Annotated in this window: 10 protein-coding genes and 1 pseudogene; 6 read left to right on the forward strand and 5 right to left on the reverse strand. The window is 39.9% G+C overall.

Annotated features, from left to right (window positions below; all coding sequences use genetic code 11):
- Window positions 1-226: 226 nt before the first annotated feature.
- The 3 genes from V7K55_RS07535 to V7K55_RS07545 all read left to right on the forward strand — a co-directional run bounded on the left by V7K55_RS07535 (window position 227) and on the right by V7K55_RS07545 (window position 2,005).
- Window positions 227-358: a hypothetical protein gene (locus tag V7K55_RS07535; protein WP_334829761.1), complete on the forward strand. Its 132-nt coding sequence runs from the start codon at window positions 227-229 to the stop codon at window positions 356-358.
- Between the two features lie 164 nt (window positions 359-522).
- Entirely contained in the window at window positions 523-1,299 is a 777-nt protein-coding gene (locus tag V7K55_RS07540; RefSeq protein WP_334829763.1) for a sulfotransferase domain-containing protein, read from the forward strand.
- 4 nt (window positions 1,300-1,303) lie between these two features.
- Window positions 1,304-2,005, forward strand: a complete 702-nt coding sequence (locus V7K55_RS07545; protein ID WP_334829765.1) for an adenylate/guanylate cyclase domain-containing protein — start codon at window positions 1,304-1,306, stop codon at window positions 2,003-2,005.
- 138 nt (window positions 2,006-2,143) lie between these two features.
- Here V7K55_RS07545 and V7K55_RS07550 read toward each other — a convergent pair whose 3' ends face one another.
- A complete protein-coding gene (locus V7K55_RS07550) occupies window positions 2,144-3,319 on the reverse strand; it encodes a homospermidine biosynthesis protein (RefSeq protein WP_334829768.1) in 1,176 nt (391 codons plus the stop codon).
- 242 nt (window positions 3,320-3,561) lie between these two features.
- Between V7K55_RS07550 and V7K55_RS07555 the strand changes: the two genes are divergently transcribed.
- Entirely contained in the window at window positions 3,562-4,446 is an 885-nt protein-coding gene (locus V7K55_RS07555) for a ParA family protein (protein ID WP_334829770.1), read from the forward strand.
- Between the two features lie 234 nt (window positions 4,447-4,680).
- Entirely contained in the window at window positions 4,681-8,064 is a 3,384-nt protein-coding gene (locus V7K55_RS07560; RefSeq protein ID WP_334829772.1) for an EAL domain-containing protein, read from the forward strand.
- A 66-nt stretch (window positions 8,065-8,130) separates the two neighbouring features.
- Here V7K55_RS07560 and V7K55_RS07565 read toward each other — a convergent pair whose 3' ends face one another.
- The 4 genes and pseudogenes from V7K55_RS07565 to V7K55_RS07580 form a co-directional block, all read right to left on the reverse strand.
- Entirely contained in the window at window positions 8,131-9,276 is a 1,146-nt protein-coding gene (locus V7K55_RS07565) for a histidine decarboxylase (RefSeq protein ID WP_334829774.1), read from the reverse strand.
- Window positions 9,277-9,643: 367 nt separating this feature from the next.
- Window positions 9,644-9,865, reverse strand: a pseudogene (locus V7K55_RS07570) (zinc finger domain-containing protein); the annotation flags it as partial.
- Between the two features lie 144 nt (window positions 9,866-10,009).
- On the reverse strand, window positions 10,010-12,286 hold the full coding sequence (locus V7K55_RS07575) for a tetratricopeptide repeat protein (protein WP_442949073.1): 2,277 nt from the start codon (window positions 12,284-12,286) through the stop codon (window positions 10,010-10,012).
- Between the two features lie 99 nt (window positions 12,287-12,385).
- The gene (locus tag V7K55_RS07580; protein ID WP_334829778.1) at window positions 12,386-12,823 is read right to left on the reverse strand and encodes a hypothetical protein; all 438 of its coding nucleotides are present in this window, start codon (window positions 12,821-12,823) and stop codon (window positions 12,386-12,388) included.
- Between the two features lie 247 nt (window positions 12,824-13,070).
- Here V7K55_RS07580 and V7K55_RS07585 point away from each other — a divergent pair.
- The coding region (locus tag V7K55_RS07585) for a hypothetical protein (protein ID WP_334829780.1) at window positions 13,071-13,307 on the forward strand (237 nt) is incomplete at its 3' end.

A 13,307-nucleotide genomic window follows, 5' to 3' on the forward strand; every position in this document is an offset into this window, starting at 1 on the left:
CATCAACAATAATATAAGTATTTTTTCTCTTACATAGGGATTTTCATGCTCTCTTAGAGTTTTTAGTAGTCTTTCTTTCTGCTCTTGAGATAGATAGTTTTTTGCTGGCATATGTCCCTGTTCATAGCTAGGCACTTAATTTTATATTATACAAATAAGCTGCGTAACAGCTTAGTGGAGAATGAGGGAGATGAGGGAGACGGTGGAGAATGACAAATGAGGATAAATGATGGATGCTCAATTAAGTCTTACAGAAATCAGTGTTGCACGGGAGATTTTACAAGATTACGATCCTGCACAACACGCTTTTAATAACTTGGAAAAACACAAGGGCAAAGTTGAAACCGCGTTACCTTGACAACTACTTGACTTATACAGCGATCTTATCTTATAAGCATATAAATAAAACTATGTCAAACAAGCGATTGCCAATCTAAACTTTGATTTTTAGCTTACAATTTAGTGATCCAGCCAGCTTTACATAAAATCTCCATTTTTTCACTAATGATTTAGTATTGCTATATGATATTTACTCAACCAAACTTCATCATTATCGGAACTCAAAAAGGTGGCACAACTTCTCTTTATAACTATCTAATTCAGCACCCTCAAATTGTCCCATCTAGTCAAAAGGAAATTCACTTTTTTGATTTCCAATACCAAAAAGGTATTGACTGGTATGAAGCTCAGTTTGCCTCTAAAAACTCTACTGAGTTTTTGACTGGAGAAGCTAGCCCCTACTATATCTTTCATCCCCTGGTTCCCGAACGTATTAAACAGCACTATCCACATATAAAAATCATTGTTCTTTTAAGAAACCCTGTTGATAGAGCAATTTCTCACTACTATCACGAAGTTCGCTGTAAAATTGAGACTCTCTGTTTAAAGGAAGCCTTTGCTGCTGAATTAACAAGACTTACTGGTGAAACTGAGAAAATTATCAGCAATCCTGACTATTACAGTTTTAATCATCAACGTTATACTTATTTATCTCGTGGTATCTATATAGAGCAGCTTCAAAATTGGAGAAAGTACTTTCCTATAGAACAATTTCTTATCCTAGAAAGTGAAAGTTTTTATAAAAACCCCGAATCTACAGTTAACCAAACCTTTGCATTTTTAGGGCTTCCCTACTATCAGCTTTCCCAATACTGTAAATACAATGTTGGAAATTATCCTGTTGCTAATGAGCATATATATCAATACTTGACAAATTATTTTGAACCATATAATCAACATTTAACAGCGTATTTAGGCAGAGAATTTATCTGGACATCAACAAAGAAATCATTTTGTTGATAATATGGATCTATGTGAATTTGCCGAAGGTCATCCGGTTACGGTTCGTGGCATATTTTGCAATGTCACCCAGCGACTAGCAGCAGAACAAGCGCTGCGTCATCAGCAGGAAGAAACGGAACGTTTATTGCTGAATATTTTGCCAACCCCAATCTCCAAGGAACTGAAAGCAGAATCAGCTAACATTGCTGAAGACTTTGCTGATGTTACAGTTTTATTTGCAGATATCGTCGGCTTTACCGAAATAGCTGCTTCTATGAGTGCAATTCAAGTGGTAAGCTTACTCAATTCGATTTTCTCAACTTTCGATCGCGTCACCAAAAGATATGGTTTAGAGAGAATCAAGACAATTGGCGATGCTTATATGGTACTTGGTGGCTTACCTACACGCCGCCCAGATCATGCTCAAGCGATCGCTAAAATGGCACTCCAGATGCAAACTGCGATCGCTCTATTTAATACTGAGAATAACCAAAACCTCAACCTCCGTATCGGCATTCATAGCGGTTCTGTAGTGGCGGGAGTAATTGACCTCAACAAATTTACTTACGATCTTTGTGGAGATACCGTAAACATCGCTAGCTGCATGGAATCCCAAGGTATTGTTGGTAAAATTCAGGTTACAGAAGATACTTATAAGTTTTTGCGTAATGAATTTTTATTTGAAAAGCGGGGCGAAATCGAAGTTAAAGGCAAAGGAAAATGACAACTTATCTTTATGATTGGACAAAAAGGATGAGGGGCATGGAGCATGGGGCATGAGGCATTAGTTATTTCTCCTCTGCTCCCCTGCTCCCCTACTCCCCTACTCCCCTGCTCCCCTGCCCCCCTGCCCCTCTACTCCCTAATGAGCATTTGGAATCAGCCGACCACAGGGATAAGTCGCTGTTTGCTGTGAAGCACTATCAGCCGCTGCTGCGGGAATCCGATCTGATGGTTGGTTTTTGGCTGCTAGATAGTCTTTTTGGAGTTTATCGAAAATAGCTTCTCGCTTGTCGTACACCCGCTTGAGGGGACGAGGCTGGCACTTATTCAAGACGTATGCTGTTACTAGTGGTAGAGCGATCGTGCTATCGGTATAACAAACAATTGTGTTAGGTAACTCTTCCGGGTCAATCTTACCCCAACTAACAGCTTCCGATGGGGTTGCTCCAGACAAACCGCCTGTATCTGGACGTGCATCGGTAAACTGGATAAAGTAATCGTGTCCTCGTTCTTCTAGCCCTAATACTTCGTGAAGTTGCGGTTGAGTTTGGAGTAAAAAGTTCTTAGGACTACCGCCACCGAGAATTACCGCCGCACTTTTACCACCTGACTCACGGGCATTATATGCGATCGCAGCCGTTTCATTTACGTCAATTGATGGATCTATCACTAACTGCGAACCTTCCAAAGCCAAAGCCGCCACATTCATCCCAATAGAGCTATCTCCTGGAGAAGATGTATATATAGGCACGCCATACTCATAAGCTGTAGCAAGCAAGCAGGAATGCTGCACACCCAACTGCTTTTCTACTTCCCGAACATACTTACCTAGTAAATGGTGAAACTCAGCAGTTCCCATCCGCTTCTGAAACGCTTCCCCTTGCAAAATCTTGCGGATGAACGCATCAGTTTCTAGTAGCACATCGTAACCAAAGATGATGTCATAAATGCGAATAGTCCCTTCCTGGCGGAGCTTCACATCATCCAAAAACGGATTACCAGCAAAAAGTTCAAAACCCAAACCATAGTGCATATCGTGGTAAAGATTTGCACCAGTGCTAATCATCCAGTCAATAAAACCGTTGCGAATTAAGGGTGCAAGCGCTGAAACCCCAAATCCTGCTGGTGTCATCGCACCGGAAAGGCTAACTCCCACCGTGACACCTTCCGTCAGCACATCACGACTCAGAAGTTGGCAGATTTCCCGCAACCGCGCTGAGTTGTAAGCGGTGAAGTATTGATCGATCAAATCCACTACATTAATATCATTTGATATCGGTGTAGGTGCAATTTTTTGACCCAGTTGCTTAGACATTTTGGCACTCTCGAACAGTAAACACGCCGAATCTAATGTTATCTAGCTTTCAACTAAAGTGGCAGAAATTTAACTAGTACAGCAGCAGGTAAATCCACCCACGGCACGAAGAAGTAGTCATTTCCCCCTGCTCCCTTCATCTTCGTTGAGTTTCCGAAAATATTAAATTTAATGGAAGATTTAATAAATCGAGAGAGGTGTACGCTACCTAGATGTGAATGCGTCAACAGAGGACTCAACCAATGGGATATGTAATTGCTACTGCAAATATGAAAGGTGGCGTTGGTAAAACCACCCTCACCGTAAACTTAGCTACCTGTTTAGCTAAAAATTATGGCAAGCGGGTGCTTGTCCTTGATTTAGATAGCCAAATTAGCGCCACACTCAGTTTGATGTCGCCTTTAGATTTTGCCAAGCGTCGTAAACAAAGCAAGACATTTAGGTATCTGATCGATGAAGTAATCAATCCAGATCCACAGGCAAAACTAACAATTCAAGATATCATTCAATCTCAGGTTTGTAATCTTCCCGGACTGGATTTATTACCAGGAGATATCGATTTGTATGATGAATTCGTTGTTTCAGAAATGCTACATAAACAAGCAACCGCATTAGGTGAACAGGACTTTGAAACGATTTGGAATCGCTTTGAAAGAGTCTTGATTAATAACATTCTAAAACCAGTCCGTCAAGAATATGATTTTATCCTTCTCGATTGTGCCCCCGGCTATAATTTATTGACTCGTAGCGCTTTAGCTGCCAGCGATTTCTACATCCTTCCGGCAAAACCAGAACCTTTATCTGTAGTGGGGATTCAACTGCTAGAAAGACGCATTGCCCAATTGAAAGACAGTCATGGACATGAAAGCAAAATAGATATAAAAATGCTGGGAATTGTATTCAGCATGTCCAGCGCTAACCTGCTCACTGGTAGATACTATAAACAAGTGATGCACCGCGTTGTGGAAGATTTCGGGGTAGATAAAATTTGTAAAGTACAAATACCTGTTGATGTCAATGTTGCTAAGGCTGTTGATAGTTTTATGCCAGCTGTTTTAACTGCTCCCCAATCAGCTGGTTCAAAAGCGTTTTCTCAGTTAACTCAGGAGTTGTTGCAAAAGCTATAAAGACCTAGCCAGTCAATTAATCAGGGTAATATAGCAATCCTAAATCATTCGTGAAAAGTTAGATCCCCGACTCCTTAAAAAAGTGGGGGATCTAGACAGTGCGAATTGTCATAAATCAGATAGTATTGCTACAAGTAAGTTATCTTTTCTTATAAGTTCAGCAGTTATACGGAAGCTATATACAGCGAGATTCGGCTATTGAGTGAAAAGGTCAGTAAATCTCGCTAAGAAACAATGCTTACTAACAATTCTATACAGGCAGAGAAAAATCAGAATTTGGCGATCCGACTACCACGGACTCTGAGTTATCTCGAAACCTGGGGCTTTGGCTTAACGGGTCATGTGGGATGGATTGGTACTGCTCCCATTATTCATGCAGCGTTAGGGTCTAAAGCAATCTTAGTTTGGTTTGTTGGGGCGATCGTTTCCTTTTTATTGAACTTGCAGGTACAAAGTCTAGGTAGACGCTGGCCAGATGTCGCTGGAGGGACACCAAACTATACTACAAGGCTATTAAAAAATTTTCCTGGCTTAGGTCGTTACGTAGCATTAGGATACTTTTTTAGCTGGGCAGCAGCACCAGCACTATACGCGATTATTCTCACAGACCTAATTAAAGTCAATTTTGAAACATTAGGTCTTTCTTGTCCAGAAACTTTATTAAAAGTTGTATTTACAGCAATTCCTTTTATTGTGGCATTCAGTGGTAGCCGTGCTTTAGCACTCCTGCATTTATTTTTTGTATTCCCAGCGATTTTATTACTGCTTTTGTTTTCTATTCAAGGTGTCCTATGGTTAGGCTTCTCAACTGCTAGTTTTAAACTTATCCCAACTAGTACACATACCCTGAGCTTTGAAGAATGGGCAAAGTGGTTTTTTCTAGCTAGCTATTCAATTTATGCTTGTGAAACCACTTCTTCTTTTGTTGCTGATAGCCACCATCCGTATAAAACTTTAAAGTTCTTGACCGTAGCTGCTTGGCTAATTCCTCCAGTATTTTTAGGTGGTTCTTGGGTATTAATGTGTTCGACTCCCAATCCAACAATAGGTGACGATACATTCTTAAATCTAGTAGCGGCTTCTAAACCTTTCTGGGGTGAATATGCTCCCTTTCTAGTAACACTTCTGATTACTGTATCTTGCCTTCTAAGTTCTGCTACGGCAGTCTCCAACTCTCCTCGGATACTATATCAACTTGCCTTAGATAGACAGCTTTCTCCCATATTTGCATTGGTTTCTCCTCAAGGTGTCCTTGCGCCTGCTATTTTAGTTACCTTTCTAATCAGTTTGCTTTGTCTCAATTTAGGAAATGTATCTCAACTTGTCACAGTCGCAGGTACTTGTTATCTCATGTCCATTATGGGACTACATCTGGGATTATGGCTGTGTCGGGGCGAACCACAGGTCTTATGTCCTTGGTGGTCACTTAGTTTTTTCTTTCTAGAAACAGTAGTTCTAATAGTGGGAGGTTTGGCTTGGAATTGGAGAGATTTTTCAGTGGGATTACTATTACCCATTGTTCTGATGATAGGAGATGTAGCTTTAAGTCGCTTAAGATTTGCACCATTACACCCGGAATGGTGGACACAGCGTTACTACACTAGGTCTAGCAAGAACAACTCAGATTTTGTGGTACTACAGGTAATTGTCTTAGTATCATTAATTTGTATTACTACCACAAGTAGCTGGGTCATCCGCGATTTACTAGACAGAGTTTCTACTAATCCTCAAAACTCTTTACTAGCTATTTTGTTAGTGACGCTTTCTTTTATGGGGGTAGCGATCGCTTGCTGGACAACTCTACCACAAATTGTTGCTATCGACGAGGCACGTAAACAAGCAAGAAACCTATTTATTACTACTCTCGATACCATTCCAGATAGTGTTTTAGTCTTAGATGAAAATGGTACGATTTGTCAAACAAATGCTGCCGCTGAAGAATTATTTCAAATGAGTTTTGAGCAGTTGCTTGGAAAAAAATTGAATAAACTATTAAGATGCTATCGTGGCAAACCAAAACAGTGGTCTATTAGGAGCGAGCAAACATTAAGAGTAAATCAATGTCTACGAATTGTTGAATCAACTATTTCACAGCCATTCAATTCCCAAGTAAAAGAGTATGTTGTTATTATTCGTGATATCACTAAGCGAAAATTAGAAGAAGAAGAATTAATCCAATATCGTTATCAGCTTGAGCGACTTGTTCTAGAACGCACTATTGAACTTATTAGAGTAAATCAACAACTTCAACAAGATATTATTAAGCGGCAACAAGCACAAGAGCAATTACTACACAATAGTCTCCATGATGGGCTAACTGGATTACCTAACCAAAGATTATTTATGGAGCGAGTGCAGCAAGCAATAGAACGTACTCAACAGCAAAGTAATTATTTATTTGCCGTGCTATTTTTAGACCTAGACCGCTTTAAAGTTGTCAATGATAGCTTGGGACATCTAATGGGAAATAAACTTTTGATTGCAATTTCTCATCGCTTAAACTCAGTTCTGCGAGGTGGAGACATAGTTGCTCGTTTTGGCGGCGATGAGTTCACAATCTTAATTGAAGAAATTGAGGATATCAATATCGCCATACAGGTAGCCGAGCGAATTAAAAAGATACTAGCTTTGCCATTTCAATTAAATGAGCATCTGGTATTTACTAATGCTAGTATTGGCATCGCTTTAAGTAAACCAGATTATAAACAATCAGCGCATATTCTCCGCGATGCCGATGTGGCAATGTATCGTGCAAAATCACTTGGTAAGGCACGCTATGAGGTCTTTGACCAAAAGATGCACGAGACTGCATCTTTACTATTAGAGTTAGAAACTGCTCTGCGAAATGCGCTGCTCAAGCAAGAAGGATTTCGGCTTGATTACCAGCCAATTATTTCACTAACAACTGGTAAAATTATTGGATTTGAGGCGCTGATCCGTTGGTATCATCCAGAACGAGGTTTTATTTCGCCTCAAGATTTTATTCCCCTGGCCGAAGAAACTGGAATGATTGTTAGTATCGGGGAATGGGTACTTTTTGAAGCCTGTCAGCAAATGCATAGATGGCATCAACAATTTCCTAGCTCACTACCCTTGACAATTAGCGTAAATTTTTCTGGGAAACAAATTACGCAACCCGATGTGTTTAAACAAGTTAAACATATTTTGCAAGAAACTGGACTTGAACCGTGCTGTTTGAAGTTAGAGATTACTGAAACCCTGTTGATGGATAATTTTGAATTAGCTAACACCGTGCTTTCTCAGTTAACAGAGCTAAATGTCGAGATGCACATGGATGATTTTGGGACTGGTTATTCATCCCTGAGTTATCTACACCGCCTACCAATCAAAACTCTTAAGATTGACCGTTCTTTTGTGACTAACATCGGTAGCCAAGGAGAAAATTTAGAAATTGTAAGAGCGATTGTGACATTAGCTCATAATCTAAATATGTCTGTAACAGCAGAAGGAATAGAAACTATAGAACAGCTAGCACAACTGAAGACATTACAATGTGATTATGGACAAGGATATTTTTTCTTGCCACCTATGGAAGGTGCAGAAGTAGAAAAATTACTCGCTGCTAATTTGTGTTACAAAAACTTTTTAGATAGATAAAATCTCGTTTGAAGAAACACATTGTAAAATTGGGAAATTAATTCTACCTGATAGTCTATATGAGTGTCAGACTGTCTGTAAATTAAAATTTTCTACATTATTAATTAACCCTTCTTCTAGCAAAAGTTCACTAATAAAACTATCTATTTTATCCCGATTAATATTCTGCATGACTATAATATGTGCCCAATTTTCAAACACGGCTAATTGCCACTTTTTGATTAACTTTTGACAAGGCTTTTGAAACACCACGGTGTTGGAAAAATCATTTAACATACATGGATATTCTCTGATTTGAAGTTGTTGGAAAAGGTATTGGGCATTGTTAATACAAGTATTTGCTTCTCTAGCTAATCCATCATAACCTCTGGTTTGCACTGCATACCAGAGAATTAGGGGAGTATGACCGTTTCTAGAACCCAGAATTGTTGTATCTTTTGAACCAATATATTCAATTTCTGTTTCAACTTTTTCTACCCATTTCTTCTTTGTTAAAACTACACCACAAGGTAATGGAGAACCAATAAATTTAGCAGAAATAGCTACACTGTCTATAGGCTTTTGAAAATTAACTTGCGGAGCGCCATCTAAAAACGGTAATATTAATCCTGAAAGTGCGGCATCACAATGAATATAGTAATCTTTAATCTGATTGCGATCTAAAATTTCTAGAACTTTGTCTAAGTTATCAATTGCACCTTTGACAGTAGTCCCAATATTTAAATTTATGATAGCTGGATAATTACGATTTTCGCTAAGAAGTTGTTCAAAATGGTCATAATTCATTTCTCCATTAGCTTGCGAATTAACAACATTATGTTGAATGCGGAATAATTTCGCGGCTTTGGGAATTGAGTAGTGAGAGTCTTGTGATGAGTAAAGAATCCCATTCGGGTAGATTTCTCTTGCTAAGAACATTCCATATAAATTACCTTCAGTCCCGCCAGCAGTAACATAACCCCAAAACTGACTTTCTGGAATTTTATAAAGGTGAGCAAAAAAAGCTAATACTTCTTGCTCAAACTTACGAGAATGAAGACCAAAGTCTGGTTCAATATATGGATCTCCAGCATTATTTAACAGATGATTGAAAAATTTGCCGATCGCACTGTAATCACAACTTAAATTATATGGGTAGCCTGCATGAAACTGCGATCGCTGTTCTATTTGCAGCAAAAAATCTGCCAACTCTTTAGCAACTGTATCTGACATATCTTTTTCTCCCTTGAATTTTGAGTTAATGGATGTTTTAGTCTAAATTCTACGTATTAATCCATACCTTTGTATTTTCTTAATAATTTAGCAGTTCCCCTTTCCTTAAAGAAGATACAGTTAAAACACGTAGCCATCTTCAGTAAAAATACTCGATTTTTTTGTTCCAAATTATATTACCCCTAGGACTTACGTACTGGACAAAAAGACTATAATGTGTATTACGCAAAATATCTATTTCAACCGCTGACTCAAAAAACTTCTCCCTCGTTTTACTACGTAAAACAATCCCTCTCCGATTTGGAGAGGGAAAGACTTGAAATTTAGTTAAAAATAGGGAGAAGTTCGGCGAATTAACGTATATTTACTAGAACTCTCCGGCTAAGGCTGCAACGCACCGATCGCAAATTAAGGGATGTTCTGCTGATTCTCCTACATGAGTAGAGTAATTCCAACAGCGATCGCACTTCGTGTAGGCTTTGCCAACGCATTTTTCGCCGTCAGCATTCACTACACCAATTACCCAGTCTTCTGTTTGTGCTGTATATTTTAATTTTTGTAGTGCATCAGCAGAATCTAATAATTCCACTCAACTAATTGTTTTCTCCACTCTCAATTGCACAAAACCAATATTTTAATTACGAATTAATTTTTTAATAAATCGCCACAGCAGGGAAAAGGGTAAAATTAATATCGCCTTTAATATTTGCATAAAGTGACTTAATCGACCTTTCTAAATAGCGGGGGGATTAGACTGGCGTTGCAGGATTGCTAGATTTTCTCGAACTGTCGCTGTATTGGGATGATTAACGCCTAACACCCGTTGGCACATTACCAGGGCTTCAATGAACAGAGGTTCGGCATCGCTGTACCGTCCTTGGCTATTGTAGAGGAAAGCTAAATTGTTCAAGCTAGTAGCTACATTGGGATGCTCCCCAGCAAACAGGCGCTTTCTCATTGCTAGGGCTTCAATGTACAGAGGTTCGGCATCGCTGTACCGTCCTTTGCTATGGTAGAGACCAGCTAAATTGTTCAAGCTAGAGGCTACATTGGGATGCTCCCCATCAAACAACCGTTCGCACATTGCCAGGGCTTCAATGTACAGAGGTTCGGCATCGCTGTACCGTCCTTGGCTTTTGTAGAGCAAAGCTAAATTGTTCAAGCTAGTAGCTACATCGGGATGCTCCCCAGCAAACAAGCGTTTTGTCATTGCCAGGGCTTCAATGTACAAAGGTTCGGCATCGCTGTACCGTCCTTGGCTTTTGTAGAGGGAAGCTAAATTGTTCAAGCTAGAAGCTAGATTGGGATGCTCCCCAGCAAACAGGCACTCTCTCATTGCCAGGGCTTCAATGTACAGAGGTTCGGCATCGCTGTACCGTCCTTGGCTATTGTAGAGACCAGCTAAATTGTTCAAGCTAGAAGCTACATCGGGATGCTCCCCAGCAAACAGGCGCTTTGTCATTGCCAGGGCTTCAATGTACAGAGGTTTGGCATCGCTGTACCGTCCTTGGCTATGGTAGAGACCAGCTAAATTGTTCAAGCTAGAAGCTACATCGGGATGCTCCCCAGCAAACAGGCGCTTTCTCATTGCCAAGGTTTCAATGTACAAAGGTTCGGCATCGTTGTACCGTCCTTGGCTATGGTAGAGCAAAGCTAAATTATTCAAGCTAGAAGCTACATCGGGATGCTCCCCAGCAAACAAGGACTGGCAAACATTTACGCATTCTTCAGTCCAAGGTTCTGCTAATTTATATAGTCCTTGTCCTTCGTAAAATCTTTTTATCCCTACAAATATCCTAATTACTTCATCGCTGGGAACTGATGGTAAAGAAATTATCTCTGCCTCTGTTGGTTTTTTTATCTCTGCAATTATACGTTTACCCAGGTCTTCGAGATGGAGAATGATATCTCTGATGCTTTCAATCTGCTCAGAAGTTGGTGAACCAGGAAGGATTTGGGCAAAGCCTATCATCGCAGTAGCAAAGGTTGTTTCCAAAACTAATTCCATCTCGCCAGCATCGGCTAACTGCCCTTGCAAAAACCACCGCACTAAGGCATGAATTTTATAACATCCTGCTCTTTCTTCTAAGAGTTGCAGCAAGTTGCACCCGTAGAGTTGCTTTTTAGCTGCGTTTAATTCTTCTTCTGACCAAGTTAGCTGTTTTTGTTCCTGATTTTCTGTTTCCCCTCCACCTGTCGCCACCCAAAGAACTAAATCCCAAAGAATCTGTACAGGAGAAAATAAACTCAAAAATATTCCTAGTTGTTGCGCCAGTGGGTCGAGTTCTGACCAAGTTAAAGCAAAGGCGGCTTTGACTCCTAGTTGAGTTGAGTTCAGAGTTTCCCGGTCTTGTAAAGCTGTTTCTGCTAATTTACGTTCTTGCAATCGCCCAAACATGATATCTAAAGATATGTCCGGGTCGCGTACTAAATAGCCTCCCACTAACTCTATGCCCAAGGGCAAATATTCTAGACATTCACATATTGCTATTGCAGCTTGTGGTTGATTTTCAACTCGCCTATCTGTTTTCCTCAACAGTCGTTTTAACAGTTCTAAGGCTTTACCTGGTTCTTTTTGGGGCGAGAGAACATCTAAGGCTATCTCTTGAATAAAATTTGAGTCTAAATCCCGCAGTCGAGTAGTAATTAAGACTCTGAAGCGGTTATCCTTGGGTACGACTTGGCGGAGGTTGTCTAAATCAGTTACGTCATCGAAGACGATTAAAATCGGCAAGGTAGACTTAGGATATCTAGACCAACACCAGGCGACTTGTTGTTTAAGGCTTAAAAATTTTCCTCCTGATTCTTGGGGAATCTCCAAACCGAACTGCAATGAAAAAAACTCTAAAACTTCGGCGGCGAGATTGCTTTCTCTGTCGTTAAACCAAGCAATTCCCCCATAATCTTGTTTGTATCGTCTGGCGTATTGGGTAGCTAATTCAGTTTTACCCACGCCACCCATTCCCGCTATTGCTACATAATTTCCGCGCTGCAAGTCTTCATGCACCATTGTCAGTTCGGTTTCTCGCCCGACGAAATTAACGGAACCGCGATAAGGAATAGATTTTGTGGGAGTTAACTTTGTCCGTTCCCCGTCAGACGACTCCACTCAAATATTAAAAGTACTACCTCTTTGGTCAATGGTTTGGGTTTGAGCCGCATTAATCGCTTTTTCGATGTTTTGGATAAAAGTTGAAGGGTATGGTTGTTGAGATTTCTCCACAGATGCTTTTATCTCTCTCAGAATTTCAGCCCAGTTTGAGGGTGGATTATTTTCTGTTAATAATGCCAATTCCTCTACAGCTTGAGCCACTTCAGGATTAGCTTCAGCCGCAGATTGCACCTCAAGTACAGCTTTACCATAATCGAGTGGTTGGTCTGGTGCTTTCTCTATAGCAGCTACAGTATCAGGAGAGTGTTTTTTGAGGGTGACGAGAAACTGACCAGTCTTATCTAATAAAACTTCTGTTACCTTTTCGGTGGTTTTTTCTAAGGCTTTGGTGGCTATTATAGTGCCAATTGCGATCGCCGCAGTCTCAAGTATCATATCCTGCCCTTGAATATGTGTATCTTATTTACTATTAACACACCGTTTTAGTTCTAAATTTCGCAATTAAGTTCAAAAATTTAGATATAACTGAGTTTTTTAGATATTTAAATATTTTATTGCTTTTTTTACACACTGCGTTGTGTACAGTCTTTCTATTTTTGAGTGTTTGGCGGTGCGTTAGGCTGAAGCCGTAACGCACCCTACTGGCTTTAAGTATAAACTCATGCGTTTCATTAATAAACTCATGCGTTTCATTGATAAACTCATGCGTTTCATTGATAAACTCATGCGTTTCATTGATAAACTCATGCGTTTCATTGATAAACTCATGCGTTTCATTAATAAACTCATGCGTTTCATTAACAAACTCATGCGTTTTATTAATAAAAGCATAAGGGGCTTTCAAATAAAAAAATACTCAACTACTTATTGTGGGGTGGGCATCTTGCCCGCCTTTGACTACGGGCGGGCAAGATGCCCA

The organism is Nostoc sp., from assembly GCF_036919895.1.
In the GTDB taxonomy this organism is placed as follows: domain Bacteria; phylum Cyanobacteriota; class Cyanobacteriia; order Cyanobacteriales; family Nostocaceae; genus Nostoc.

Bases quoted from the DNA above. Each gene is read 5' to 3' on its own strand.
- V7K55_RS07540 (WP_334829763.1), top strand. From the start codon at position 523: ATGATATTTACTCAACCAAACTTCATCATTATCGGAACTCAAAAAGGT.
- V7K55_RS07555 (WP_334829770.1), top strand. From the start codon at position 3,562: ATGGGATATGTAATTGCTACTGCAAATATGAAAGGTGGCGTTGGTAAA.
- V7K55_RS07565 (WP_334829774.1), bottom strand. From the start codon at position 9,276: ATGTCAGATACAGTTGCTAAAGAGTTGGCAGATTTTTTGCTGCAAATA.
- V7K55_RS07575 (WP_442949073.1), bottom strand. From the start codon at position 12,286: ATGGTGCATGAAGACTTGCAGCGCGGAAATTATGTAGCAATAGCGGGA.
- V7K55_RS07560 (WP_334829772.1), top strand. From the start codon at position 4,681: ATGCTTACTAACAATTCTATACAGGCAGAGAAAAATCAGAATTTGGCG.
- V7K55_RS07580 (WP_334829778.1), bottom strand. From the start codon at position 12,823: ATGATACTTGAGACTGCGGCGATCGCAATTGGCACTATAATAGCCACC.
- V7K55_RS07550 (WP_334829768.1), bottom strand. From the start codon at position 3,319: ATGTCTAAGCAACTGGGTCAAAAAATTGCACCTACACCGATATCAAAT.
- V7K55_RS07535 (WP_334829761.1), top strand. From the start codon at position 227: ATGATGGATGCTCAATTAAGTCTTACAGAAATCAGTGTTGCACGGGAG.
- V7K55_RS07545 (WP_334829765.1), top strand. From the start codon at position 1,304: ATGGATCTATGTGAATTTGCCGAAGGTCATCCGGTTACGGTTCGTGGC.